This window comes from Kaistella sp. (genome assembly GCF_041824135.1).
Taxonomy (GTDB): Bacteria; Bacteroidota; Bacteroidia; order Flavobacteriales; family Weeksellaceae; genus Kaistella.
In genome coordinates this window covers 1-25,990 of the sequence record NZ_JBGZYM010000016.1, presented here as the reverse complement: position 1 = coordinate 25,990, position 25,990 = coordinate 1, and the positions used below count along the sequence as shown (strand labels likewise).

The window sequence follows — 25,990 nt, the reverse complement described above, 5'->3', positions numbered from 1 at the left end:
ATCCTTTCATGTGGTCAATATTAAAACCACTCCATTTCTAACCATAAGATCTAAATACAACAATATCACTTAAAAGTCCCGGCTCATCAGCATCATCTCTCGCACTTCTATATACATCATCTTTTGCTTTATAAACTAAACCTGCTTCCACCGGATTTTGGTGAACGTAATCTATCTTTTGTTTAATGACAGGATTGTTCCACAATTCTATCGGCTTTTTATCATGTCTCCAAAATTGGTAATTAGAAATGATAGAAGTTTTTTGATTTAAATTCCATGATCCTCCGCCTTTTGACCAAGTTAACACAACAGATAATTTTACGAAAAGTATGTTTAGAATTGTTTGTATATTTACTTCTCTGTGTGAATTTAGCGAACCAAAATATAAAGAAACACTGAATGAATAAACTGCAACTTCTCTCCAACTAAAACATGGAATTTAAAAAACAGATTTCTTTGCTCCTTTTTCTGATGTTTGGTCTATCCGTAGCGCAGGCGCAACAGCACCAGTTTCAGCTGATTGATGCTGCGGATAATAAAGCAATAGTCGAAGCTGATATTTTTTATAATCAAGCTTTGATAACCAGAACGGAAAATGGCTTTTTCTCGATTTCAGACCAGATTTTACCGGCGCTTTTCACCATCAAATCAGATGGATACAGCGATCTGGCAATCAGGTTAGAACCAAAATCCGGCAGTCAAAAAATTTATTTAAAACGCAGTGAGGTAGCCATCTCAGAGATCGTTCTACAAAGTACGCTGATTCCGCAAAATCTGCAGGACATTCCGGCAGCAGTGAGTTTAATTGGTCAAAAAGAATTTGACCGCACGGATGGCGTTAGTATTTTGGAAAGTCTGGGCATGGCGTCTGGTATATTCATTAATCAAGGCGCGATCAACACCAATAAAATTACCATAAGAGGCATTGGAGCGCGGTCTCAATACAGTACCAACCGCATCCAGTCTTATTTTGACGGCATTCCACTGGCGACCGCCGAAGGGGAACTGACCCTTGATGATTTTGATCCTGAAAGTTTACACCATATTGAAATGATCAAAGGTCCTACTTCCAGTATTTTTGGCGCCGGTTTAGGTGGGTCCATCAATCTTTATCCAAAAAACAAATTACCTGCTAAAAGCACCGTCAAGATAAGCGGTCAGGCCGGCAGTTTTAACACCCAGAAATATACGGCAGCAACAGCTTTATCTCTGGCGAATTCTAACCTGTTTGCGACTTTCAGTAATTTAACAAGTGATGGCTTCAGAGAAAATGGTGAAGTCAGCAAGCAGTCGTTGCTGATCAATGGGAACGTGATCACCACCGATAAGTCCAATTTAACCTATCTCGCCAACTTCACGAGGCTGAAAGCTTTTATTCCAAGTTCTATTAATGATAATGATTTCATTAATAACCCCACCTCCGCTGACCTGAGTTGGGCGCAATCAGAAGGCTACGAATCTTACGACAGAGGATTATTTGGTCTCTCGTACAGCCAGTTTCTCACTACAAAACTCCAAAATACAACCAGCGCCTTTGTAAGTTTTCGAGCTGGGTATGAACCGAGACCTTTTGATATTTTGGAAGAAAACAGAATTTCGAGCGGCGTCCGGACGAAATTTGCGCTGAATACCGAAATATGGAAAATTAAATCGGACCTCAGTTTTGGGGGCGAATTTTACACCGAATGGTTTCAAACCGGAAATTTTAAAAATCTATACAAAAATTTCCCAGGGCAAGGCAGTGTTCAGGGCGATAGAATTAGTGAAAACAAACAGGAACGGATCTACATGAACGGCTTTGGACAAATCAATTTTAAGATTAACTCTAAACTTAAATTGGAAACGGGTTTTAATCTCAATACGACATCCTACGATCTTACTGATCTTTTTAATTCAGGTGATGCCAGTCAAAATGGAGATTATAGATTTGAACCAATATTTTCACCAAGATTAGGTGTCAGTTATGCGTTGGCTAAAGGTCAAAATATTTATGCTTCGGTCAGCAGAGGTTTTTCCATACCCACGGTTGCAGAAACTTTAACACCAGACAGAACTATTAATACCGATCTTAACCCGGAAACCGGCACTAACTATGAAATCGGTTTTAAGGCAAACTGGCTGAACAATAAATTGTACACCGAAATTAATGCCTATCAAATTGAAATAGAAAATTTATTGGTGGCCCAGCGTATTGCGGAAGATCAATATGTAGGTGTAAATGCGGGAAAAACCAGTCATCGCGGCCTGGAATTTCTGGCAAATTACCGGTTTGACCTTACGCAGAAGATCAGCCTGAACACTTTTTTTAACGGATCCGTAAATCGTTTCGAATTTCGAACGTTTATAAATGAGAACGACAATTTTTCGGGTAATGAACTTCCTGGTGTTCCAAATTTCACACTCAATTATGGACTGGATGTAAAAACAACCTTTGGTGCGAATCTTTACGTCAATGCCCGTAATGTCGGCCCTATTTATTTAAACGATTCCAACACTGGCCGCACCGATTCCTACCAGCTAGTTAACTTAAAAGCAGCTTATAAACTGGCTATTTTTTCTGGAGCTGAAGCCCATATTTATTTTGGGATCAATAACATTTTTGAGGAAAAATATGCATCAAGTATTTTGACCAATGCCGTTGGTTTTGGTGGTAAAGCGCCACGCTACTATTACCCTGGAAATCCCCGAAATTATTATGGCGGTCTACAACTGCAATATCAGTTTTAAATCATTAAAAAAGACAGTCTAATCCACATTGTTCTCTTCAAATAATTCGAACAAAGTTATTCGAATATTTTTTGGCTACGACATTCGTAATGATAAACGTTAGATCTACCAATTAAAAAAGGGCGGTCTCGAAAATGAAACCGCCCTTAAAATTTTAATTCAATTTACCCGCACTTACTATTACCACAATTCTTGCAGGTCAAGCAACCTTCCTGATAAACCACCTGGTCAGAACCACAACTCGAACATTTTCCAGCAGCTTCTGTTCCATCGGCAATATAGCGTTTCAACGCACGAGCAACTCCGGCTTTCCAGTTGTTGATGGATTCAGAATCGAGTTCTAAACGGTTGATCAATTCCACGGCATTTTCAATCGGCATTCCATGTCTTAAAGTTCCGGAAATGAGTTTTGCATAATTCCAGAATTCAGGTTTGAACTTGTGTGAAAGTCCTTCAATCGTAGTTTTATAACCGCGCTGATTTTTGAACTGGAAATCGTAACGGGATTTTCCATTTTCGTCCTGGTTTTTAATAATCACGCCATCATTCACCCAACGTGGAACAGAAATACCTTCTTCATCTTCCGCTAAACCGGTGAAGATCTCGTAAGGTTTGCCTTCAATTAAACCGACAAAAGCGATCCATTTTTCTTTATTATTTTGAAAACGAACGACATCGGCTTCTAAAAGGTGCGGCCTTTTTGTTGGAAAAACAGACGTGATCATTTCTGGTTTTTCGTCATTTTTCTCGTCTGCCGAAATCAAAACTCCGGAACGGGAACCGTCGCGATAAACCGTAACGCCTTTGCACCCAACTTCCCAGGCTTTAATATAGAGTTGATTAACCAGTTCTTCCGTCGCATCATTCGGAACATTGATCGTCACCGAAATCGAATGATCCACCCATTTCTGAATTGAACCCTGCATTTCTACTTTGCTCAACCAATCTACATCATTGGAAGTTGCTTTGTAATAAGGCGATTGCTCAATAATTTTATTGAGTTCCTCTTGCGAATAATTTTTGTCGGTGTCGATTCCATTGACTTCCATCCATTCTTTAAAACGGTGGTGAAAAACCAAATACTCTTCCCAGGAATCGCCAACTTCATCTACAAAATCAACGCGAATATCCTGATCATTTGGATTTACTTTCCTCCTTCTTTTGTAAACAGGCATGAAAACAGGTTCAATTCCAGACGAGGTTTGCGACATCAACGACGTACTTCCAGTCGGCGCGATCGTCAATAACGCAATATTTCTTCTACCGTATTTTTTCATATCTTCATACAATTCCGGATCTGCTTCTTTCATTCTTAAAATGAAAGGATTCTTCGCTTCTCTTTTGGCATCATAAATTGCAAACGCTCCTCTTTCTTTCGCCATTTCAACTGATGAACGATACGCTGCCAACGCTAAAGTTTTATGAACTAAAGTTGAGAATTCATTTCCTTCTTTGCTTCCGTATTGAATTCCTAAAGCAGCCAACATATCACCTTCCGCCGTAATTCCAACGCCAGTTCTTCTGCCTTCAATGGTTTTGTGACGGATTTTTGTCCAAAGATTTCTTTCGGTTGCTTTGATCTCATCTCCTTCCGGATCGGAATCTATTTTTTTCAAAATCGTATCGATCTTTTCAATTTCCAGATCAATGATATCATCCATCATTCTTTGGGCATAGCCGACATGCTCTTTGAATAATTCAAAATTGAATTTCGCTTTTTTCGTAAATGGATTGTCAACATAAGAGAAAAGATTCACTGCCAAAAGACGACAGGAATCATACGGACACAAAGGAATCTCACCACACGGATTGGTGGAAACCGTTTCGTAACCAAGATCAGCATAACAATCCGGCAAAGATTCGTTGATAATGGTATCCCAGAAAAGAATTCCAGGTTCGGCGGATTTCCAGGCGTTGTGAATAATTTTAGCCCACAAATCTGTGGCTTTTATTTCCTTTTGAAATTTCGGATTTGTACTGTGAATCGGATATTTTTGAATGTAATTTTCTTTATTGACAACGGCTTTCATAAAGTCATCATCGATTCTCACTGAGATATTCGCTCCTGTAATTTTCCCTTGCTCTAATTTTGCATCAACAAAATCTTCAGAATCGGGATGATTTACAGAAACAGAAAGCATCAAAGCACCACGTCTTCCATCCTGCGCAACTTCACGCGTCGAGTTGGAATATCTTTCCATAAACGGAACCAAACCAGTGGAAGTTAAAGCCGAGTTTTTTACTGCAGAACCTTTCGGACGAACATTGGAAAGATCGTGACCTACTCCACCACGGCGTTTCATCAACTGAACCTGCTCTTCATCAATTTTCATAATGCTTCCGTAAGAATCACTTTGCGTCCCACTGCCGATCACAAAACAATTGGAAAGCGATGCGATCTGGAAGTGATTCCCAATTCCCGTCATCGGACTTCCTTGTGGAATGATGTATTTGAATTTTTTGATGAGATCAAAAACCTTTTCTTCAGAAAGAGCATTTGGATATTTTGCTTCAACCCTGGCAATTTCCGACGCAATCCGGTGATGCATATCGTCGGGATTTTGCTCGTAAATATTTCCCTCCGAATCTTTTAAGGCATATTTACTCACCCAAACTTTGGCGGCTAAATCGTCACCTTCGAAATATTGTAAAGATGATTGAATTGCTTCATCGTAAGTATAAGTTTTTGTTTTTTTTGTTAAGACGGTTGCTTCCATAAATTCTATTTTGAAAAATTAAAAATACAGAAGTTTATTCAGATAAAAAAAAGTTTACAAATATTTAAGGTTAAATTGCTAATAATCAATTAAATAAATATTTTTTTAATGACAAATGTTTGCAATTTTTGAAAACTTGATTGTGATTTAAATCATAAATTTTTGCAATAAATTTTTACTATATTATTTTTTTAGAAATATGATTTTCAAATTTGAGATGTAATTAAATTTTTAAATTCGCTTATTCAACTTTAGCAAAATTCACAATTTTAACGAGTACTTGTCATTCCGTAGGAATCTAAATTGCAAGTTATTCAAACGTTGAGACTCCTACGGAATGACAAAAGAATGGTTTAAAATTCTAACTTTTAAGCATTGAAATTATTAACTCAATTAGATATTTTCTAATAATCCTTCGTATTCCTTCAGAATAATTTCCTTTGAGAACCTCGATTTTATAGAATTTCGAATCTGTTCTTTCTCATGATTTTCCTTTAAAATAGATCTCAATTTTTCCGCAAATTTTTCGTGATTTTCGATGTCTGAAATTTCACCAGTTATTCCTGGTTGTATGATTTCGGTAATTCCACCCGGACAATTATTGGCTAAAGAATAAATTCCGCAAGCTCCGGCTTCTAACAAAACGTTCGGAAAACCTTCATAACGGGAAGAGAGAATAAATAGATCGGCAAACTTTAAAAACTGATACGGGTTTTTTTGCTGTCCGTGAAAGATGACATTTTCCAAACCCAAATCGGTTTTCATTTGATGCAATAAATCTTTGTCACGTCCATCTCCTAAAATATGAAGCAGGATGTTTTCATTTTTTAAATGACTGAAAACTTTCAATAAATTATCAAATCCCTTTCTGGAAGATAGATTTCCGATGGCGACAACATTTTTAAAATCATCTTTAAAAGTTTCAGGCTTTTCTGAAACCGCCAGTTTCTCATTAATAAATTCAAAATCAACTGGATTATTAATCTTAATTAATTTCTCTTTTTTAATTTTAAAATTCTCAATCAGATCATTTCGCATATCGTTGCTCTGACAAATAATCCTGTGATAATTATTGTAAAATTTATAAAAAAACCGGATCTCTTTTCGGGTCACATGTTGAGAAACAACGTTAGTTTCTCTGGCAATGAATTTTATTTTAGGAAAAAACTTGATGAACAAAGCCAAATACGCATTCACTTCGCCAAAGCCACTAAAAACAATATCGGGTTTTCTTTTGCGAATCTCCTGTAAAATAGGTTTTAGAGAGTGACGGATTCTTGGTGTTTTAATATCGATAATTTCTACATCATCGTTTAGAAATTCCAGATAACCACCTTCTTTTCGAAGAAGTAAAATTTTAGCTTCGAATTTTTCGCGCGGCAAATGATTGGCAATCGTGGTGACAATGCGCTCTGCCCCGCCAGTTTCTAAATCTGGGAGAATAAAAAGAATGGAGATTTTTTTCATGCTTTTATAAGAAAATCTTGTGAAGCTTTTAAAAATTGACAAGGTTAATTGCGAATTTAAATTAATTCTGGAAATTCCTGAGAATGGTTATTTAAAATAAAATTAACAAGAAAACGATTATCTTTTTGATCGAAAAAAATATACCAATAAGTTTGACTATTGGCTTTGTATCGAATATATTTCTTACCGTAACGTTGGAACTTTTGGGGCGAACTTTTGGAAATTAAATAATCTATTTTAGTTTCTATGAAATCGTAAATTTTATCAATGTATCCGTCGACATCTTCTACAAAACTAAAATACTTATCTTGATAAAGAGTTTTTGCAAGATTATCTAATTCAGAAACGAATAGGGGTGAAAACATTATTTTCCCCACCATTCTCTAACTTTTTTCTTTGATTCTTCCCGCGCTTTTTCTAACGTCAAACCTTTTGCAAACCTTTCATCAAAATCATCTTTCACCGCATATTGAGATTGGATATCAGAAACTACTGAAGTAGATTCCTCCGGATGTATTGTTTCCAAATGAGCAGCAATATTTTCCATGAGCTCATCAGACGTCATTCCGGCTGCAAACTGTTGATCGAAATTATCCTCAATTGCATTTTCAGAATTGATATCAGCTATTAATGACGTTGACTCCATACCATTTTTCATATCCAATATCTTTTTAAGGATTTCCAAATCGAATGAGTTTTCTATCCATTCAATCAACTCATTTTTAATATCTATTATTGATTTTTCCATGGCTCACATTTAATTGGCTACATCAGAGATAAACTTGATCCGCAACATTCGGACTTCTTCGTCACTTAAATCATCACCGAATTCTGCCAAAAGAACTTTCATGCTGTCACTTTCAGATTCTCCCATAAAAGTCATAAAATCCTCTACAATATCTTCATCGAAATTTTCATCGATGTAATAATTAATATTCAATTTAGTACCCTGATAAACAATACGTTCCATCTCTTTCAGCAAATCATCCATTGAAATATTTTTCGCCTTAGCGATATCTTCTAAATCGATCTTCTTATCCGTGCTTTGAATGATGAAAACTTTATGACTGGATTTATTGGCGACCGTTTTCATCACCATATCCTGAGTTCTTTCTATCTCGTTTTCTTCAACGTATTTTTTGATAAAATCAGCGAATTCTTTTCCGTACTTTTTCGCTTTTCCTTCACCAACTCCGTAAATTTTTCCTATTTCTTCAATGTTAATGGGATATTGCACGGTCATGTCTTCCATACTTGGATCCATAAAAACCGTGTAAGGAGGAATGCCGTATTTCTTGGCCACTTTTTTACGCAAATCTTTCAACTGCCCGAAAAGCACTTCATCCATACCGCCCACAGAATCGGTTTGAACTTTATCTGAATCTGCTTTGGTTTGTTCCAAATTATATTCCCGATCCTCAGCAATAAAAAATTCAGTATCCTTTTTAGAGGAAAGCGCTTTCTTTCCTTTTTCAGTCAATTTTAAAACACCGTACGTTTCAATATCTTTCTGCAAAAAATTCTGTACAGAGGCCTGGCGAATAATTGATTTCCAGAAATTTTCTGTTTCTTTTTTTCCAATACCAAAATGTTTGGTCGCTTCTAACTTGTAAGATTTAGTGACGGGATTTTCTTTACCAACAATCACCGAAATCAGATCTTTTGTTTTGAATTTCTCTTCCAGTTCCTTCACTAAAGTAAGAACCAGTTTCAATTCTTGCGAAGCATCTTTTAATTTTGGTGGATTGGTCGAGTTATCACACATTTGCGCACCGTCACCAGTTACAGGATCGAACTGCTCTCCAAAATAGTAGAGAATATATTGTCTTCTACTCATTGAAGTTTCGACATAGCCAACTACTTCATTTAAAAGTTGTAATCCTATTTCTCTTTCGGAAACGGGTTTTTGAGCTAAGAATTTTTCTAATTTTTCAATATCTTTTGGGTCATAAAAAGCCAGGCAATATCCTTCGCCACCGTCTCTTCCGGCACGTCCGGTTTCCTGATAATAACTTTCCAACGATTTTGGAATATCGTAATGAATTACAAAGCGAACATCTGGCTTATCGATTCCCATTCCGAAAGCGATCGTAGCGACAATAACGTCTGCGTCTTCCATCAGAAATTTATCCTGATTCATCACTCTGGTTTTTTGGTCTAACCCTGCATGATACGGCAATGCGTTAATTCCGTTGACTTGCAGAACCTGCGCGAACTCTTCTACTTTTCTACGACTTAAACAGTAAACAATTCCAGTTTTTCCTTTTCTGGCATTGATGAATTTTACAATTTCCCTGTCGATATTTACTTTCGGTCTTACTTCATAATAAAGATTGGGTCGGTTAAAACTTTCCTTAAAAACCAGCGCATTGCTCATTCCCAAAGTTTTCTGAATATCGTCCTGAACTTTTGGAGTTGCCGTCGCTGTTAAAGCGATCACTGGAACATCTGCAATTTTATCAATGATACTTTTTAAGTTTCTGTATTCCGGACGGAAATCGTGACCCCATTCTGAGATACAATGTGCCTCATCAATTGCGACGAATGAAATTTCCACCTCTCTCAGAAACTCTTGATATTCCTCTTTAATCAAAGATTCTGGGGCAACGTATAATAATTTGGTTACGCCCGATTTAATATCATCGAAAACCTGTTTAGTCTGGGTTTTATTGAGGGAAGAGTTAAGAACATGAGCGATTCCTTCAACGGAAGAAAGTCCATTGATGGCATCAACCTGATTTTTCATCAAAGCAATCAATGGTGAAACTACGATTGCAGTTCCTTCAGAAATCAATGCTGGAAGCTGATAACAAAGGGATTTCCCTCCGCCAGTTGGCATTAAAACAAAAACATCTTCACCCTTCATCAGGGTCTTTATAATTTCTTCTTGTTGGCCTTTAAATTTTGAGAAACCGAAATACTTTTTTAGTTCTTTAGATAAATCGGTGTTGTGTGTGTTCATCTTTAAATTGACATTTTTTAGAGCAGCATTTATTTGTAGAACATCGTCATCTTCACTCTGCCTGAAAATTTGAAATTTAGCTTATGTTCTAATATTTGTTTCCTAAATTTGCATATTAATCAAAGTTAATTAATAATTACCACATTTAAAAAAAATGGTATTTAATTTTGATTAAGTTTCCATTTAATATTTTAGTATTTTATAGGATGATCGAGATGTTAACGATTTATTTAATAAATAATTGAGGCTGAGACTGACGATTTCCTTTTAAAAATGACGTACCCATTTTATGAACAATCCGCAAATCCTTCAAATTGCAAAAGATGCTCTCTCTATCGAAATTGCAGAACTTGAACTTTTGAAAAACCGCTTAAACGACCAATTTCTAAAAGCTGTAGAAATTATAAATTCGGCAAAAGGAAAGCTCATCATTGTAGGTATCGGAAAATCTGCACATGTCGGAAATAAAATGGTAGCAACCCTAAACTCTACGGGAACGCCATCGCAATTTCTTCACGCTTCAGAAGCGATTCATGGTGACTTGGGTGTGATTCAGAAAACGGATGTGGTTTTATGTATTTCGAATTCGGGCAACTCTCCAGAAATTGTAACATTGGCCCCTTTTCTCAAAGACTATTCTTCCAGTTTAATTGGAATGACTGGAAATTTAAACAGCAAACTCGCTGAATTTTCAGATGTCGTTCTCAACACATTTGTCGAAAAAGAAGCTTGCCCAATTAAATTAGCTCCTACGAGTTCCACTACTGTTCAAATGGCTCTAGGCGATGCATTAGCAGTTTGTTTAATGGAATTGAATGGCTTCAAAGAAACCGATTTTGCAAAATTTCATCCAGGTGGAAGTTTAGGCAAGAATTTAACCGCCAAAGTAGAACAATTTTTATCACCACAAAAACCACAAGTTTCAGAAGACGCTAATCTTAGAGATATCATTATTTCGGTCAGCAGTTCAAAACATGGGATCACAGTCGTTACGCACGGCGAGGAAATAATTGGAGTGATTACCGATGGAGATTTACGCAGAATGTTGATGAGTGATCAGGATTTATCGAAATTCATTGCTAAAGATATTATGAGTCTCAATCCTAAAAGTGTTGACAAAAACTCGTTAGCAAAAGAAGCAATGCAAATTTTAAAAGATAAAAATATTGGTCAACTCATCGTGACCGATCAGGGAAAATATTATGGAATTATTGACATTCACAGGCTTTTAGACGAGGGAATCAATTGATTATAATTTCAAATGATTTAAACGTTATTCGCTAATAATTAATTAATTTCGCAACTTCAATAGATTGGTGATCATTTTGAGTCTCCGATCAAGCAAATAAAAAATTATAAATTTCGTGAGCGAAGGAAAAGAAATGTCTTTTTGGGGACACATCGGAGAATTAAGGGCACACTTGATTCGCGCAATGATTGCGATTGTTGTTTGTGCGGTTGTGGTCGGCTACAATGTGAACTGGATAATGGATCACATTTTCTTCGGACCAACCCGTAATGATTTCTTCACTTTTCGGGTTGTCAATCATTTTTCGCGCGAACTTATTGGTGAAGACAGCATAACTCTTCCGGGTACTTTTGCCGTTCAACAAAAGAAATTATTTCAACAGTTTAATGTAATGATGGCGGTTTCTATGTTTGGTGGAATTGTCGCCGCATTTCCTTACCTCGTTTGGGAATTGTGGAGATTTATTTCTCCGGCACTTCATCCGAGAGAAAGAAAAAGCTCCGTGTGGCTCATTAATTTTGTCTGGATTCTTTTTGCTTGTGGAATACTATGCGGATACTTTTTAATTTTACCTTTTGCGATTAATTTCGGTTTGTTATTTACGGTTTCAGAATCGATTACACAGCTCTTTGATTTAAGTGATTATACTACTCTATTTCTACAGATCGTCTTGGGAATGGGCGTTATTTTCTTATTTCCCGTAATTGTGTATTTCTTAACTTTAATCGGAATTCTTACGCCAGTGTTTATGCGAACCTATCGTCGCCACGCAATCGTTTTAATTATGGTTGTTGCTGCGATTATTACTCCAGCAGATGTTTTGAGTATGTTGATGGCCGCTTTTCCACTTCTTTTATTGTATGAATTCAGCATTTTAATGAGTGCTTACACGTTTAAAAAAGTAGTAAAAAGAAAACTTGCAGAAGAAAAAGCAGCAGTTTAATCTGGTCTGCATGATATCAAAAAAGCACGCTTTCGGGCGTGCTTTGTATTTTAGAAAATATCAATTTACCTCTCAATAAAATTTTTCAACTTGATAGAAACAATTTCTGTCCAGGCTTTATCAAAAGAATCTTTACTGAAGTCTTCCCCCAAATGTTCGAAATTTTCCAATCCTTTGTGCGTTAGAATCACCAGGGTTTTATCGCCTTCATCCTGTAGATTCCATTTTACAATTGTTCTGTCCTTTGAAATTTGTGGATAAGACCAGGTGTGTTTCAGTTTTTCCTTCGGAATTACCTCTAAAATTTCACCATGATGCTGATGTTTATTTTCACCATCATTTTCATAAAAACTAAATTGAGTCTGCAAATCTGTACCAAAATCAGGAATATCAAAATACCAATCCTTCATCTGCGAACGGTCCGTAATTGCGCTCCACACTTTTTCAACTGGCGCATTAACGCGCTGCTTAATAACTACATTGTCGTGCATAATATTTGAATTTTTTGATTACTTAAAGTTAAGATTATTTCAACTGGAAAGAAAAAATAGTGATATGATATTTCGCATTCGCGGAGTTTTAAACTAAATTTGAAATCGATTTAAAGCGAAATCTCTTTTGAAACGTTTTACTTCAATAAAAACCCTCTTATAAAATCTATTTTGGAATTATTTAAAAATATTTTGATTGCACTTCTCGTTTTTGTAATCGTTTTTGCCGCTGCCATTTTCCTTTTCATGCAACTTCCTCAATTTGGGAAAGAACCTTCTGGAAAGCGTCTGGAAAGAATTTTAAAATCTCCGAATTATCAAAAAGACAAATTCGATAATATTAATTTTACTCCTCAATTGGCCGCAGACGCTTCGATGCCGGGTGTTATGTTCAGATTTTTCTTTGGTAAAAACAAAAATTTAATCCCGAAAGAAAAATTGAACTTCCAAAAGACCAATTTGAAAAATTTGAATCCAGACGAAAACATTTATGTCTGGATGGGACATTCTTCTTATTTCATTCAAATCGATGGTAAAAAAATCCTCGTAGATCCTGTTTTTAGCGGAAATGCTTCTCCGGTCAATTTTACAACGAAAGCTTTTGGAGGAACTGATTTATATTCGACCGAAGATATTCCGGATTTGGATTATTTAATTATTACCCACGATCACTGGGATCATCTGGATTACGAAACCGTAAAAAAGCTCAATCCCAAAGCAAAACAGGTTATTACAGGATTAGGAACCGGCGAGCACTTGGAATATTGGAATTATGATCCTAAAAAAATTATTGAGCTCGATTGGGGTGAGAATTTTGAGCTCGGGAATGGATTTAAAGTTTATGCAGAAACAGCCAGGCATTTTTCCGGACGTGGTTTTAAAAGAAATCAGGCAATCTGGGCGAGTTTTATTTTTAAAACTCCGAAAAGAAAAATTTATATCGGCGGAGATTCGGGTTTTGACGATCACTTCGAGAAAATTGGAAAAAAGTTTGGCGGTTTTGATTTGGCTATTTTAGAACTTGGACAATACAACAAAGACTGGCGCTATATTCACATGATGCCCGAAGAATTTTTGGTGGCTGCTAAAAATTTAAAAGCAGAAAGAATTATCCCGGTTCACAATTCAAAATTCGCACTCGCACTTCACGACTGGAAAGAACCTTTGCAGAAAATAACGGCGTTAAACGAAAAAGAAAACAGGCGTTTGATCACGCCGAAAATCGGAGAAAAAGTAAATTGGGAAGACGATTCTAAAACCTATGAACAATGGTGGGAAGCTTATGAATAACTAAAAGTCTATTTCCCGAATTCGAAAAATAATTACGTAATTTAGATTTTAAATTAATAAACATTTACTCTTTCTCTTAAAAACTTTACACAATGATCAAAAAATTACAAATCGCAAATGGATTCTTTTTAGTATTCACGATTATCTTTAATTACCTAAGCAATACAGGCATTTTTAATGGAAAAACAATTGCGAATGTTTCTAATCAATATCAAAATTTATTTACGCCAGCAGGCTATGCTTTTTCAATTTGGGGTGTTATTTATTTACTCTTAATTGGATTCGTTTTTTATACCGGCAGAACTTTATTTAAACCTTCGAAAAATGAAGCTGACGGTTTTGTAGAAAAAATCGGATGGTGGTTTGTAATCTCGTGCATCGCTAATTGCGTTTGGATTTTAACCTGGCTTTATGGATATACTGGATTATCAGTTCTTGTTTTGCTGGTTTCGCTTATTTCACTTTTAAAAATTTTATTGGAAGCTTTAACATACCACCCTGGCAATGCGCAAAAATGGTTTATTAATTTTCCTTTTCAAATTTACACTGGCTGGGTAAGTGTTGCTTTAATCGCAGCAACAGCGGCGTGGTTGACGAAAATTGGCTGGAACGGTTGGGGAATTTCAGAAATCAATTGGACGATCATTTTAATCGTCATCGCTTCTATCATTCATTTATTCATGACCTGGAAAAAGAATGCACCGATCTTCGCATTGGTTGCAGTTTGGGCTTTGGTTGCGATTGCAATGGCTAACAAAGAAGTGAGCCAGGAAATTTATTTTACCGCTTTAATTGGAGCAGCAATTTTATTAATCAGCAGTGGTGTCAAAATTTTCAAAAAAAACTCCCTTTAATAATTGAATATCAAAGGGAGCCGTTTTTCTTTTATTTAAATTGAATTTATCTTGTTAACCAACCTCCGTTTTTAACGGTAGCGATAGAAAAAGGAAAAATCCAGAAAAGACCAAATAAATAAAATACACTATACGGATACGCCCAAAGCGCATCGATAAAATTATATTTTTTGCTGAAAAACAACATTTGAATACTCGCAAAAATAAATGTTCCCGTCAACGCGGAACTCAGGTATAAAAGAGGATGTGTCATTAAAAAATAGAACATTAAAAACATCAGAGGGAAAGCAATGATCAAATTCATCCACTGATTGATAAAAATAAATCGAGCTCCGGTTTTGTTTTGGGTTCTAAAATCATCAAATATAAATTTGTTCATCATTAAAGTTTCGCGAACATTACTTCTTCCCCATCTGGTAAACATTTTATGAAGTGTTTTAAATGATGTTGGCGTGTTGGTCAGCACATTTGCATTTCTCTGAAACTTCACATCATAACCTTGTTTTAAGATCAAATTCGTCATGGCTCTATCTTCACCGATTGTTGCGGCACGACCTAAGAACTTCTGGTCGATCCAATCGGTCAAAGAATGTAAAACAGCCTCTCTTCGGTAAGCAGATAAAGCTCCTGGAGTACACAATACAAATCCTAATGAACTCTGTGCAGCCCGCATAAATTCGAAACTGAATACAAAACTTACATTCAGCATTCTTGGGATCATACCTTGATTTTTGTTCAAAACTTTCACATTTCCGGCAACTGCACCACAGTTTTTATGGACTGCAAAAGGACTGATCAAATTTCTAATGGTGTTTTTTTCAACCACGGAATCGCTATCGATGGAAATGAATACATCGCCTTTTCCTGTGGTAAATCCAAGATGTAAAGCGTGTCTTTTTCCTCGGTTCTCAGGTTGTTTATACACCGTAATTGTATTTCCTAAATCTGAATTTGCTTTATTGATCCAATACCAGGTATCATCACTACTTCCGTCATCTACGGCGATCACTTCCATTTTATGCATTGGGAAATCACTTGCAGCAATACTCAACAAGGTTTCATAAACCAATCGCCCTTCGTTATACGCTGGTACGATCACGGTACAGCTTGGCATTTCTGCATCTGAAACCGACGGTATCGCTTTATATTTAAAAAATAAATAAGCAATGTAAAGAAGAAACGAAACCTGGAATACCAAGATCGTTAATATGGAGTAGATTAAAATTCTCCCCGAAATCGTCTGCATTCTTACAAAATGAAGTTCTTCAAAATAAGAACTAAAATTATTGACAGCGTAAATAGCGCTGAACATGACGATTTGAACAGCGATCAAAACACCAAATTCCTTTTTACTTAAGGCTTTTATTTTTGAAGCAGCACGTTGTACTTTCTCACGTAAAAATTGTTTTTTCTGTATACGAGTCTCTTTCATTTTCCTAAACTTTATAGTTATTAAATTCACATACAAAGTAAAGGGAAAGGGATTTTTTTTTCGGAAAATTCGAGTCGATGTTTGTCGAGAGGTTTGTAGATATTTATCTACAAAAACGTGTTTTAGATATCGTGATGTATTCTGACCAAGTCGATTAAATCGACCAAAGTTTCAACTTTTAATTTGTCAAAAATCCTTTTCTTAAAAGTACTGACGGTATTTTGACGAACCGATAAACTGTTCGCTATTTCAAGATTACCATATCCTTTTGCGTACAAAATTGCTATCTCCAACTCTCTTTCGGTGAGTTGATTTAAAGGATTCAAAAGTGCAATATGTTCATCAGACAACTGTAACATTTTCGTGGTAAACGGTGGAAACGAACTTCCCTTTTCAATCATTTCCTGAATCGCCTTTTGGATTTCTATTTCTTCACTTAATTTATTGAGAAAGCCATCAGCACCTTCATTAATGAATTTTAAAGAATAATTCTCTTCTTCAAAACTGGTGAAAATCAGAATTTTAATTTCAGGCTGAATCTGTTTAATTTCAGCAATAATGGAAAGAGAATTTCCATCGGGAAACTGTGCATCTAAAATGGCAATGTCAAATGAGTTCGATTTAATTTGTTCTAAAATCTGTTCGAGACTCGAAGCATGAATAATCTCTGGATTTTCTACAACATCCCCAATAATAAACTGAAGACCTTGACGGACAATATTGTGATCGTCACCCAAGAGGAATTTTATCGATTTATTCATTTTACAATATTCAGATTAATGGCGAAATATACAGCTGTTCCTTGTCCTAAAGTACTTTGGGCGGAAATAGTTCCGTGAAAAAGATCAATGATTTCTTTACATAAATTTAAACCTAAGCCTGCACCGAGATTATCAATTTCATTAGAAAGCACGCCTTGAAAATAAGGCTCAAAGATCTTCTTAATATCCGATTTCGAAATTCCCGATCCAGTGTCAGAAACCGAAACGCTTAATTTTAAAGTTTGTTCGTCGATGTAAACTGTCTCTATCTTTACTACAATTTTACCATCTTCCGTAAACTTATTTGCATTCCCCAAAATGTTCGTGAAAACCTGATGAATTTTAATATTATCAGCAAAAACAATTGTTTCAGGATCAATGTCATTTCCGACTTCAAAAACATTATTTTTGGATTCGATATAAGGTTCAAATGCCCGTAATATTGATTCTATTTCATTTCGAAGATTGAATTCAATAGGTCTTAATTCAACTTGTTTCTCTTGATTTTTGGTATATTCCAAAATTTGATTGGCCTGAATTAATAAGGAATTATTGGTGAATTTGATAGTTTTAAGATAATCTGCAATAGTATCATCATTAGTCTTCCTGCTGATTCGATCGATGAAAATATTGATAATCTTTAAAGGTGATCGAATTTCATGACTCAACATTCCTAAAATTTTATTTTTAAAATTGAGATTCTTATTAATTTCTTCATACGCCAACTTTAGTTTTTTCTCATCTAAATAAGATTGTCTGTTGTAATAAACAATGACGATCAGTACAAAAAACATTAAAACCATTAAACCCAGAACAGCAAATCTTCTTATTTTATTATTAATGGAATTTTGTTCGTACAGATCTTTTTCTAAATTTTTGCTGAAATCACTGACGGCAATATTGTAAATTCCCATCCAGTTATTACTGTAAATAATCAACTGATCGTAGATTCGATACACGTTATCATTCTTCCGCTGTGAACTGCTGATACTGGATTCGTACTTTTTTATTTCGTCGCCATAATGCTTATTTACTGCATTGATGGTGCTGTCTAAATGAGTTTTAATTTGATCGGTATTCACCGAATCTCCGTATTGGGTCGAGATAACCGTCAACTCTCGTTGGACATCTACATCGTTTTTAACAGCAGATTTTAAACGACCAAGAAAATTCTTTTTCTCAACGCTGTCTAAGCGGTATTCTATTCTAGTGTCTGACTTTCTGGGAATACTTTTTACTTTAAAATCTTTTATTTTAAAACTTGTTTTCTCAGGTGAAGGTTTTTTGAATTCTTTGTAAACCGAATTGATCGATTTTTCTAAATCCGGAAGTTTAGAAAGTTCTGCTTTTCGCGAATCGATGAAACTTTTCAGAGAAGCATTACTGTATTTGTAAGCTCCGATGCGATCTAGATTTTTATTCAGATTACGTAACGATTGAAAGTAAGCTTCTAAATATTTCTTATCATTATTAATGACATATTTCTGCAGATTATCTTGCGCGCTCAGAAGATCCTTTCTCGAATCTTCCATCAAGTTTTTCAGAATAGAGGTTTCCTGAATTTGAGTCTCGATGACCTCTAATTTCTTCCCATTAAAATATTCATTATAAATAAAAATGCAAATAATGATCTGAATACACAAAGTGCACGTGATGAGCGAGTAATGAATAAGTTTTCTATAGGTATTCTTGTTTAACATTTTAATAAGTACAACAAGTATTCAATCTGATTTAAATACTATTTTAATTCAATGAAAAAAAAACCGTTTTTAAAATGTTTTGTAGTTTGCTAAATTTTGATATTTATCTTTATTTAAACTTAAACACCTGTTTTATTTTCGGAAACAAAATTACAAAAATTAAGTAGCATCAAATGCGGCGTTTTTTTTAAAATATTAAACTCCGCTACATTTTGAAATATCACTGAAATTAGAAAAATAAAATCTTTTTAATTTTCTTAAATTTACGCTTATTAAAAAACGAAAATGAATAACGCATATATTATTGACGGCACAAGATCAGCGATCGGGAATTTTAAAGGAAGTTTGGCAGCAGTGAGAACCGATGATTTAATGGCTTCTGTCCTTAAAAGTTTAATCAAAAAAAATCCAGAATTACCTTTAGATAAAATTGACGATGTGATTCTTGGCTGCGCCAATCAAGCTGGTGAAGATAACCGTAATGTTGCCAGGATGGCTTTACTCCTTGCTGGAATTCCAATCAATGTTCCGGGCGAAACAGTGAATAGATTATGTGCTTCTGGAATGAGTTCGATTGTGCAGGCAATGCGAGCCATCAGATCTGGTGAAGGAGATCTATTTATTTCCGGTGGCGTTGAAGGAATGTCGAGAGCACCTTATGTTCTTTCTAAATCAGAATCAGCGTTCGGAACAGATTCTAAAATGTTTGATTCCAGTTTCGGGTGGCGTTTCGTCAATCCAGCTATGGAAAAAATGTACGGCATTGATGCGATGGGAAAGACGGCAGAAAATCTGGCAGACCAATATAATATTTCCCGCGAGGAACAGGATCAATTTGCTTTACATTCTCAAATGAAAGCCACGAAAGCCCAGGAAAGCGGAAGATTGGCAGAGGAGATTTCTGACATCAGCATTCCGCAAAGAAAAGGAGATTCGATCGTCATTAATAAAGATGAATTCATCAAACCTCAATCTACTATAGAAGTTTTAGGAAAACTAAGACCCGCTTTTGTAAAAGATAACGGAACAGTAACTGCCGGAAATGCTTCTGGATTAAATGACGGCGCGGCTGCAGTAATTATCGCTTCCGATGAGGCTATGAAAAATTATCATTTAAAACCTTTGGCAAAGATTGTAAGTTCAGCCGTAGTTGGTGTTGAACCCAGCATTATGGGAATCGGTCCGGTTGAAGCAACGAAACTGGCTTTGAAAAGAGCGAACTTAACTTTGGATCAAATTGACATTATCGAATTGAATGAAGCCTTCGCTGCTCAAAGTATTGCTTGTTTAAAAGAACTCGGACTCGCCAATGACGACGCAAGAGTTAACGTCAACGGTGGCGCAATTTCATTAGGTCATCCGCTTGGAATGAGCGGAACCAGAATTACGTATTCTGCCGCCTTAGAACTACAAAAAACTAAAAAGAAATATGCTTTAGCAACCATGTGTATCGGTGTTGGGCAAGGTTATGCGATCATATTAGAGAATGTGAATCTGTAAAGACTTTTAAATAAATTGGAAGAGCAGGAAAACTTCCTGCTCTTTTCTTATGCTTTGCTGTAAAGAAAATCTGACCTCAATTCTAGCCGCGATGGGAACGGTATCCCCAAAAGCGAAGGCATTGGTGTTGCTTGGGATATAGTGGACAGCGGGACCGGTTTTGAAAGAAGCAAAATTCTTGGTGCTCCTCCAATTAATGCGGTTGAACTTTCGCCGGATCATCATAATTGACCAGCCAGTCGATACCGAATTTGTCTTTCCACATTCCGAAATAAGCGCCCCAAAAGGTATCTGCTAAAGGCATTTTGACCGTTCCACCATCGGATAATTTATTGAATAAATGCGTTGCTTCGTCACGGGAATCTGCATTAATGGAAACCGCGTAATTATCGCCGGTTTTAAAACCTGGAGTTCCCGGGAAAATATCACTGCCGTACAAAATGGTTTCTGCGGAGATTTCTAAACGAACATGCATCACCATTGCTTTCTGCGATTCGGATAAAGGTGGCATTGCTTCTTGTGTCGGCATATCACCGAATAAATTGAGATCTGTAAACTCTTTGCCGAAAGCACTTTTATAAAAATCAAATGCTTCTTTGCAGTTTCCATCGAACATTAAATAAGGATTGACGGTTGCCATAATTTTAAATTTAGGTTATTGATTTCTCCAGTTCATAGGATAATTTAAAGCGCCATCGTAGCTTTTCCAAGTACCAAAAAATTCGATGAATTGCTTTTCAATTTTCTCTGATTTTTTATTCCACATGAAGGTGTAAATAAATTTCCCTTTTAAGATTCCCGAATGTTTTCCGGTTCCTTCTTCGGCCAATTCATATTCACCGAAAACGGTATTTCTTTTTTTGCCTGGTTTGTATTTGGTGATCTTTAACTTTCCTTCGAATTTGGTATTTGTATTTTCTACTAAAGAAAAGCCAGAAACGAAATATTCCTGATCATCCTTTTTATCTTGTTCAGAAATCGTAATTCTTACCTTCATCGGCATTTTTTCGGTGCTGATGTTTCCCAGATAAGGTTGGGAATTATTCATCCAAACATTAGAAATATTGGGCATTTGCGCAAAAGCAAAACCGCTGATCAGCAAGAATAAGAGCGTTAAGTTTTTCATCATAAGGTGTTTTTATCTAAAAATTACTTTGTCAATATCGTTGTGGAAAAAGTTCCCGAACCAAAGCTGGTCGATTTCACCATCCTCTTTTTCTAAGGCTCCTTTAAAAGTTACATTTCCAGCCATGTTCGATTTCACTAATGTTTCATCGGTTTGTATGCGAATCTTACCTTTAAAAGTGCCAGGATCTTCATCCGTTTTTTCTTTAAAATTGAAATCTCCAAATAATAAAATACCATCGACCGAATCTCTCACTTTGAATTTTTCTTTAAAAATAATCTCGCCTTCCAGCTTTTTTATTTTTCCTTCAAATTCCGCTACGCCAACTACTAAATATCTTTCAGGTTTTTGCAAGTCTTTCGTTACAGACTCCAATTTTATTTTATATACTTCCTCTTTATTAACCTGACCTTCATAAAAAGTATCTTTATTGAGCAGTTGTTCAGAAAGATCAAGATTCTTGTACGGAAAAGAATTCTGAACTTGAGCGGTCAGAAAAGTTGATATTCCTAAAAATAAAATGAAGAGATATTTCATACTAAACTCCAAATTGTTCCAAATGATGATTCAAATGTTTCGCAAACATATTATTCCATTCCTGGGCTTTCAGTTTTCCGAAAGAGAAAGATTCTTTTCCGTCAAAGGCTTCTCTTCCTAATTGTTGGGTTTTCTGAATAAAGCCAATTAACCGTTTTTTTTCTAAATCGAAATCCTGATCTTCAATAATTTTAAATTGAGGCGCGGTGGGCGAATTTTTGGAATAGGATTTCTCACCGACTACTTTTGATTTTACGAAATTTTTTAAAATAAACTTCGCAATTCCGCTTGGGGATTTATGTTTTTGCGGTTCGTAAACCATTTCATAAGTCACGTTGCAGTGAGCCAACATGTGGTCCACGCTCATTGTTCCCCACTTCCCTTTTGTTTCGGGTGAAAGTTTATTAATTCTGTCGATGTAGGTCTGCGCTTCTTTGGCGTTGAAGATATCTTGCATAGTTTGTTTTTACTTAACAAAAATAGAAATTATTACCATACGATTTTCAAATTAAATTTCACTTCTGATTCTGCTTAATGTTTCCTGCGAAATCCCAAGATAAGAGGCAATCATTCCCAAAGGAGCACGCAGAATGATGTTCGGGTTCTCTTCTAAAAGTTGAGCATACTTTTCTTTTGCGGTCATATGTTGCAAAGAATTCACGCGTTTAGACATCTGCGTCATCAAATTCCCCAGGATAAACCGACTGAAATTTGCGGAAGTCAAAGAAACTGCACATAATTCTTCCAGTTTTTTATAATCACAAAAAGTGATGGTACTTTCTTCTAAAGTTTCAATATTATATATGGAAGGAACATTTCCGAAAATAGTATCTATGCTGCCAAATGATTTTCCTTCTGAATAAAAATTGGTGGTAATGTCTTTTCCTTTCTCGAAGTAGTAAGTTCGCGCTAAACCTTGTTCCATGTAATACACATTTCGGTTATGCGTATTTTGATGACTCAATAATTCTCCTTTTGCGAAAGTTTTGGTTTGGGTTTCGGTTCGAAAAAAATCTTCGGTAATAGGATCCAGTTGGATGTATTTTGAAATTTGATCTAGAAGTTTCACGTGCTGTAGTTTCCACAAAAATAATGAAAAGAATATCTAATTGATGGTGTTTAATGATTGAATTGCTGCTAGAATAAAATACATTTAAACGCAAAGTGCGCAAAGTGAATTTTTCTATATGCAAAAAAATCGCGGACGCAAAGGCGTTTCACTCAGCAAAGGGTACGAGTTTTTTTTCAGAGCGGGAATTGATATTAAGATTTTCAAATAATATATAACCTTGAAAGAAGCGAAATCTGCAGCCCGACTTGAACGGAAATCCTTTTTTGCGACGAGGAACGAGGAGTAAAAAAGATTGGGAGTGGAAGGCGGAAATGTCTGCCAAAAAAGAACGTCCGAACCGAAGTCCAGACGTTCTCAACAAACAAACAGTATGAAAACTGTTATTTTTTAATTCAGAAAATTTTCATCGTCGATGATTAAATTTGGATTTTCTTCTGTAGGAATTTCCTCCTCGTAATTTTCTGAAATATTGTATTTTTTGAATAGGAAATGGATTTTAATTTTCAAAGCGATCCAGCCGATAATGAAATAAACCCAACCTAAAATCAGCAAGTGAACCAGATATTTTTTAGTTAAAATTGCAGATCCGTTTTGAACAACCATGATCTTCAGCGCTTCTAAATAAGGCGTTAAAGGAATAATTGCCGTAAAATTTTTGATAAATTCCGGCATTGCGTAAGTCGGCCACGTAAATCCACTGATGATAAATGCAGGTGACGCGATCACCATTAAATACTGAGTTGCTTTCAATGCATCCGGAATTACGATACTTACCAAAACGCCCAGATTCGTTGCTGCGACGACGAAAACTGCGGTGATCAGGAAGAAATTCCAGACGTTATCCGGGACGGGAATTTTGAAATAAAGGCTGCACAGATAGAAGAAAAGAATGTTGAAATTCGCAAAAACCCAGATTGGCAGACATTTTATCGCCATTACGGCAACCGCATATTTTTCCTTGCCTGCAAAATCTTTGATGAAGGATTCTCTTTTAAATTCCTCGGAAAATGAAACAGCCATCGCGAGTAAAATTACCTGCTGTAAAACGACGGCCATCATTGCGGGCCACATAAAAATCAGGTAATTGCTGGTCGTGTTGAAGAGCGTAATATAATTCGCTTTGAAAGGTTCGAACTGGGTTTTCGCCAAATCGGCATTCATTCCTTTTTTTTGCAGGGCTTTTATTTCTGCGCCGGCGGAAAAAGTTCCGAGAGTTTGTTGAATTGCTTTCGTTGCAAAATTCGCCGTCAAAACGTTTGAAGTGTTCACATATACATTCACTTCCGGATATTTTTTCTGAAGCATCATGGCTTCGAAACGTTCGGGAATGATGATCACAGCGGCTGCTTCCGTTTTTATGGTTTCATCTTTCAGGTTTGCCGGTTCGTTGACGTAACTCAGTACTTTTATCGATTTGCTATCCTGAAGCATTTCCAAAAGTTGATCGGATAAAGGCGTGTTGTCGTGATTCACTACGATCACGGGAATGTTTTCTACTTTCCCGGATTGATAGGTAAAACCAATCAATAACGCATAAAAAATGGGCGCTAAAAAGAAAACCGAAATCAAGGTTTTGTTCGTTAAGAACAGGCGGAATTCCCTTTTTAATAAATATTTGATCTGTTTCATTTTGTGACTTTTAATTATACAATTACTTTAAAGTCACGTTAGAATTCACCAAAATATCTTTTGCTGCCTTCTGATTTTCCGGCACTACTTTAATTTCGTAAATCGCTTCTTCCGGTTCGTAATCAGGGAAAGCGGTCGTGATATCTGCATATTTTGCCAATTGTTTGATGGCGACAATTTTTCCGGTAAATTCTTTTTTATTATAATTCACCAACATTTTCACGGTCATTCCTTTTTGATATTTTGCAATTTTACTTTCGGGAATCGTAAATCGGAAATAAGAAGTTTCCGGAATATAACCCGTGAAAAGCGGATATCCGGCAGTTGCCAATTCTCCTTTGTTCAACGCGATGGTTTCAATTTCCATGTCATTTGTGGCGATGATGTATTTTTCGGAATTGGCAATATTTGCTTCCTGCAATGCGCCGGCTGCTTGATTTGCTTGTCCCTGCGCCATTTCAATTTTTTCGTAGCGTGTTCCGGACTGTACATCATGAAGTTCAGCATTCACCGCATCTAACTGCGCTTTCGCACCTTGGTATTTTGCAAAATATTCATCGTAATTTTGGGGCGAAAGCAAACTGTCATTATACATATTTTTTGCTCTGTTAAAAGATTTTTGAGCATATTGAAACTGCTCTTGTAACCCTTTTTGTTTGGCTTTTAACTGACGAAGTTGATCGCTGGTTGCGCCATTTTTCGCCATTTGAACTTGCGCTCTAGCTGCAGAAGTTGCGCCTTTTGCCTGCGCAATTTTCGCGGAAACTTCGGGAACATCTAAAATTGCAAGCGTATCTCCCACTTTCACGGTTTGTCCTTCTTCTACTTTAATGGTGAGAATTCTTCCGGTTAATTTTGGAGCGAAGGAAACAATTTCCTTTTTCGTTTTGCCCACAATTTCTCTTTCAGGTTTTGATTCTTTACAGCCCGAAAGTGCGAAAACACTTAAAAAAGCTAAAGAAGTTAATACAGTATTTTTCATGTCTATTGTTTGTTTGTTGTTGTAGTGTTGAAGGAATTTTCTTCCGTCTTTTATCCTAAAGTCTATTATCTTTCAGTCTATTCTTTTTGATTTAAAGTTTTTCGATCTGTAAATTCTGCGTGGATTTCATCAGTTCGATGGCGCTTCTTCTTTGATTAAAAATAGCGTTCTGATATTCCAGTTCTGCATTTTGTAAATCATTTTCGGCTTCAATTAAAGCCGCGGAAGTTTTTGTTCCATATCGGAATTCTTTTTCCACTTGTTCTAAACCTTGTTTGGCAATTTCGCGGGATTTTTCTTTCAATTTAATTTGAGAAGTCGCAATCGTGTAGGTCGTTTGATTATTGGCTAAATTCAGATTCAGTTTTTTAGAAGTATCGCGTTTTTTATTTTCCAAAATTTCCTTTTCAATTTTGGCTTTTTCAACTAAATGCTTTCCTTCATTACCATCAAAAACATCCCATTTAAAACCAACTCCGGCCTGAACCAAAGGCAAAACATTTAAATTCGATGGATTAAAATCCAGTTTCTTTCCGGAATTTGGCAACAAT

Annotated in this window: 24 protein-coding genes; 6 read left to right on the top strand and 18 right to left on the bottom strand. The window is 36.0% G+C overall.

Annotated elements, in window-relative coordinates:
- Positions 1–37: 37 nt before the first annotated feature.
- Positions 38–307 carry a hypothetical protein gene (locus tag ACEYOS_RS01675; RefSeq protein ID WP_373708633.1) on the bottom strand — a complete coding sequence of 90 codons (270 nt, stop codon included), beginning with the start codon at positions 305–307 and terminating at the stop codon, positions 38–40.
- A gap of 125 nt (positions 308–432) precedes the next feature.
- Here ACEYOS_RS01675 and ACEYOS_RS01670 point away from each other — a divergent pair, with 125 nt between their 5' ends.
- Positions 433–2,727, top strand: a complete 2,295-nt coding sequence (locus tag ACEYOS_RS01670) for a TonB-dependent receptor family protein (protein WP_373708634.1) — start codon at positions 433–435, stop codon at positions 2,725–2,727.
- 164 nt (positions 2,728–2,891) lie between these two features.
- Here ACEYOS_RS01670 and ACEYOS_RS01665 read toward each other — a convergent pair whose 3' ends face one another.
- The 5 genes from ACEYOS_RS01665 to recQ form a co-directional block, all read right to left on the bottom strand.
- Complete coding sequence (locus tag ACEYOS_RS01665) at positions 2,892–5,444, bottom strand: adenosylcobalamin-dependent ribonucleoside-diphosphate reductase (protein ID WP_373708635.1); 2,553 nt, start codon at positions 5,442–5,444, stop codon at positions 2,892–2,894.
- A gap of 393 nt (positions 5,445–5,837) precedes the next feature.
- The gene (locus tag ACEYOS_RS01660; RefSeq protein ID WP_373708636.1) at positions 5,838–6,911 is read right to left on the bottom strand and encodes a glycosyltransferase; all 1,074 of its coding nucleotides are present in this window, start codon (positions 6,909–6,911) and stop codon (positions 5,838–5,840) included.
- A gap of 56 nt (positions 6,912–6,967) precedes the next feature.
- Entirely contained in the window at positions 6,968–7,276 is a 309-nt protein-coding gene (locus ACEYOS_RS01655; protein WP_373708637.1) for a hypothetical protein, read from the bottom strand.
- Positions 7,276–7,659: a hypothetical protein gene (locus tag ACEYOS_RS01650; protein ID WP_373708638.1), complete on the bottom strand. Its 384-nt coding sequence runs from the start codon at positions 7,657–7,659 to the stop codon at positions 7,276–7,278. Before ACEYOS_RS01650 ends, ACEYOS_RS01655 begins: the two co-directional genes overlap by 1 nt.
- A gap of 9 nt (positions 7,660–7,668) precedes the next feature.
- Complete coding sequence (gene recQ / locus ACEYOS_RS01645) at positions 7,669–9,873, bottom strand: DNA helicase RecQ (protein WP_373797483.1); 2,205 nt, start codon at positions 9,871–9,873, stop codon at positions 7,669–7,671.
- Positions 9,874–10,162: 289 nt separating this feature from the next.
- Between recQ and ACEYOS_RS01640 the strand changes: the two genes are divergently transcribed.
- Both ACEYOS_RS01640 and tatC read left to right on the top strand, forming a co-directional pair.
- Positions 10,163–11,122 (top strand): SIS domain-containing protein, encoded by a 960-nt coding sequence (locus ACEYOS_RS01640; RefSeq protein ID WP_373708640.1) that lies wholly within the window; start codon positions 10,163–10,165, stop codon positions 11,120–11,122.
- A gap of 115 nt (positions 11,123–11,237) precedes the next feature.
- The gene (tatC, locus tag ACEYOS_RS01635) at positions 11,238–12,065 is read left to right on the top strand and encodes a twin-arginine translocase subunit TatC (protein WP_373708641.1); all 828 of its coding nucleotides are present in this window, start codon (positions 11,238–11,240) and stop codon (positions 12,063–12,065) included.
- 65 nt (positions 12,066–12,130) lie between these two features.
- Here the strand turns inward: tatC and ACEYOS_RS01630 are convergent, their stop codons facing one another.
- Complete coding sequence (locus ACEYOS_RS01630) at positions 12,131–12,556, bottom strand: SRPBCC domain-containing protein (protein WP_373708642.1); 426 nt, start codon at positions 12,554–12,556, stop codon at positions 12,131–12,133.
- A 192-nt stretch (positions 12,557–12,748) separates the two neighbouring features.
- Between ACEYOS_RS01630 and ACEYOS_RS01625 the strand changes: the two genes are divergently transcribed.
- Positions 12,749–13,846 (top strand): MBL fold metallo-hydrolase, encoded by a 1,098-nt coding sequence (locus tag ACEYOS_RS01625; protein ID WP_373708643.1) that lies wholly within the window; start codon positions 12,749–12,751, stop codon positions 13,844–13,846.
- 92 nt (positions 13,847–13,938) lie between these two features.
- Complete coding sequence (locus ACEYOS_RS01620) at positions 13,939–14,700, top strand: tryptophan-rich sensory protein (protein ID WP_373708644.1); 762 nt, start codon at positions 13,939–13,941, stop codon at positions 14,698–14,700.
- Between the two features lie 46 nt (positions 14,701–14,746).
- On the opposite strand, the gene ACEYOS_RS01615 is transcribed toward ACEYOS_RS01620, so the two are convergent.
- The 3 genes from ACEYOS_RS01615 to ACEYOS_RS01605 all read right to left on the bottom strand — a co-directional run bounded on the left by ACEYOS_RS01615 (position 14,747) and on the right by ACEYOS_RS01605 (position 18,593).
- Positions 14,747–16,132, bottom strand: a complete 1,386-nt coding sequence (locus ACEYOS_RS01615; RefSeq protein WP_373708645.1) for a glycosyltransferase family 2 protein — start codon at positions 16,130–16,132, stop codon at positions 14,747–14,749.
- 122 nt (positions 16,133–16,254) lie between these two features.
- A complete protein-coding gene (locus ACEYOS_RS01610; protein ID WP_373708646.1) occupies positions 16,255–16,893 on the bottom strand; it encodes a response regulator in 639 nt (212 codons plus the stop codon).
- Positions 16,890–18,593 carry an ATP-binding protein gene (locus ACEYOS_RS01605; protein WP_373708647.1) on the bottom strand — a complete coding sequence of 568 codons (1,704 nt, stop codon included), beginning with the start codon at positions 18,591–18,593 and terminating at the stop codon, positions 16,890–16,892. The genes ACEYOS_RS01610 and ACEYOS_RS01605 overlap by 4 nt, the downstream gene beginning before the upstream one ends.
- A 285-nt stretch (positions 18,594–18,878) precedes the next feature.
- On the opposite strand from ACEYOS_RS01605, the gene pcaF reads away from it, so the two are divergent.
- On the top strand, positions 18,879–20,093 hold the full coding sequence (gene pcaF / locus ACEYOS_RS01600; protein ID WP_373708648.1) for a 3-oxoadipyl-CoA thiolase: 1,215 nt from the start codon (positions 18,879–18,881) through the stop codon (positions 20,091–20,093).
- 193 nt (positions 20,094–20,286) lie between these two features.
- On the opposite strand, the gene ACEYOS_RS01595 is transcribed toward pcaF, so the two are convergent.
- From ACEYOS_RS01595 to ACEYOS_RS01560, 8 genes are all read right to left on the bottom strand, one after another.
- Positions 20,287–20,733: a VOC family protein gene (locus tag ACEYOS_RS01595; RefSeq protein ID WP_373708649.1), complete on the bottom strand. Its 447-nt coding sequence runs from the start codon at positions 20,731–20,733 to the stop codon at positions 20,287–20,289.
- Between the two features lie 15 nt (positions 20,734–20,748).
- Positions 20,749–21,222 carry a hypothetical protein gene (locus ACEYOS_RS01590; RefSeq protein ID WP_373708650.1) on the bottom strand — a complete coding sequence of 158 codons (474 nt, stop codon included), beginning with the start codon at positions 21,220–21,222 and terminating at the stop codon, positions 20,749–20,751.
- A gap of 9 nt (positions 21,223–21,231) precedes the next feature.
- Positions 21,232–21,756 (bottom strand): hypothetical protein, encoded by a 525-nt coding sequence (locus ACEYOS_RS01585; protein ID WP_373708651.1) that lies wholly within the window; start codon positions 21,754–21,756, stop codon positions 21,232–21,234.
- Position 21,757: 1 nt separating this feature from the next.
- Positions 21,758–22,213, bottom strand: coding sequence for a DUF1569 domain-containing protein (locus ACEYOS_RS01580; RefSeq protein WP_373708652.1), 456 nt, complete (start codon positions 22,211–22,213; stop codon positions 21,758–21,760).
- A 51-nt stretch (positions 22,214–22,264) separates the two neighbouring features.
- Positions 22,265–22,825 (bottom strand): Crp/Fnr family transcriptional regulator, encoded by a 561-nt coding sequence (locus ACEYOS_RS01575; RefSeq protein WP_373708653.1) that lies wholly within the window; start codon positions 22,823–22,825, stop codon positions 22,265–22,267.
- A gap of 390 nt (positions 22,826–23,215) precedes the next feature.
- On the bottom strand, positions 23,216–24,457 hold the full coding sequence (locus ACEYOS_RS01570; RefSeq protein ID WP_373708654.1) for an ABC transporter permease: 1,242 nt from the start codon (positions 24,455–24,457) through the stop codon (positions 23,216–23,218).
- Between the two features lie 22 nt (positions 24,458–24,479).
- Positions 24,480–25,439, bottom strand: a complete 960-nt coding sequence (locus ACEYOS_RS01565; protein ID WP_373747992.1) for an HlyD family secretion protein — start codon at positions 25,437–25,439, stop codon at positions 24,480–24,482.
- 91 nt (positions 25,440–25,530) lie between these two features.
- Positions 25,531–25,990, bottom strand: a 460-nt coding sequence (locus ACEYOS_RS01560) for a TolC family protein (protein ID WP_373797482.1), incomplete at its 5' end; no start/stop codon positions are given.

Bases quoted from the DNA above. Each gene is read 5' to 3' on its own strand.
- ACEYOS_RS01650 (WP_373708638.1), bottom strand. From the start codon at position 7,659: ATGGAAAAATCAATAATAGATATTAAAAATGAGTTGATTGAATGGATA.
- ACEYOS_RS01640 (WP_373708640.1), top strand. From the start codon at position 10,163: ATGAACAATCCGCAAATCCTTCAAATTGCAAAAGATGCTCTCTCTATC.
- ACEYOS_RS01570 (WP_373708654.1), bottom strand. From the start codon at position 24,457: ATGAAACAGATCAAATATTTATTAAAAAGGGAATTCCGCCTGTTCTTA.
- ACEYOS_RS01655 (WP_373708637.1), bottom strand. From the start codon at position 7,276: ATGTTTTCACCCCTATTCGTTTCTGAATTAGATAATCTTGCAAAAACT.
- ACEYOS_RS01670 (WP_373708634.1), top strand. From the start codon at position 433: ATGGAATTTAAAAAACAGATTTCTTTGCTCCTTTTTCTGATGTTTGGT.
- ACEYOS_RS01620 (WP_373708644.1), top strand. From the start codon at position 13,939: ATGATCAAAAAATTACAAATCGCAAATGGATTCTTTTTAGTATTCACG.
- ACEYOS_RS01615 (WP_373708645.1), bottom strand. From the start codon at position 16,132: ATGAAAGAGACTCGTATACAGAAAAAACAATTTTTACGTGAGAAAGTA.
- ACEYOS_RS01595 (WP_373708649.1), bottom strand. From the start codon at position 20,733: ATGGCAACCGTCAATCCTTATTTAATGTTCGATGGAAACTGCAAAGAA.
- ACEYOS_RS01590 (WP_373708650.1), bottom strand. From the start codon at position 21,222: ATGATGAAAAACTTAACGCTCTTATTCTTGCTGATCAGCGGTTTTGCT.
- ACEYOS_RS01565 (WP_373747992.1), bottom strand. From the start codon at position 25,439: ATGAAAAATACTGTATTAACTTCTTTAGCTTTTTTAAGTGTTTTCGCA.
- ACEYOS_RS01610 (WP_373708646.1), bottom strand. From the start codon at position 16,893: ATGAATAAATCGATAAAATTCCTCTTGGGTGACGATCACAATATTGTC.
- ACEYOS_RS01605 (WP_373708647.1), bottom strand. From the start codon at position 18,593: ATGTTAAACAAGAATACCTATAGAAAACTTATTCATTACTCGCTCATC.
- ACEYOS_RS01580 (WP_373708652.1), bottom strand. From the start codon at position 22,213: ATGCAAGATATCTTCAACGCCAAAGAAGCGCAGACCTACATCGACAGA.
- recQ (WP_373797483.1), bottom strand. From the start codon at position 9,873: ATGAACACACACAACACCGATTTATCTAAAGAACTAAAAAAGTATTTC.
- ACEYOS_RS01665 (WP_373708635.1), bottom strand. From the start codon at position 5,444: ATGGAAGCAACCGTCTTAACAAAAAAAACAAAAACTTATACTTACGAT.
- ACEYOS_RS01630 (WP_373708642.1), bottom strand. From the start codon at position 12,556: ATGCACGACAATGTAGTTATTAAGCAGCGCGTTAATGCGCCAGTTGAA.
- pcaF (WP_373708648.1), top strand. From the start codon at position 18,879: ATGAATAACGCATATATTATTGACGGCACAAGATCAGCGATCGGGAAT.
- ACEYOS_RS01585 (WP_373708651.1), bottom strand. From the start codon at position 21,756: ATGAAATATCTCTTCATTTTATTTTTAGGAATATCAACTTTTCTGACC.
- ACEYOS_RS01660 (WP_373708636.1), bottom strand. From the start codon at position 6,911: ATGAAAAAAATCTCCATTCTTTTTATTCTCCCAGATTTAGAAACTGGC.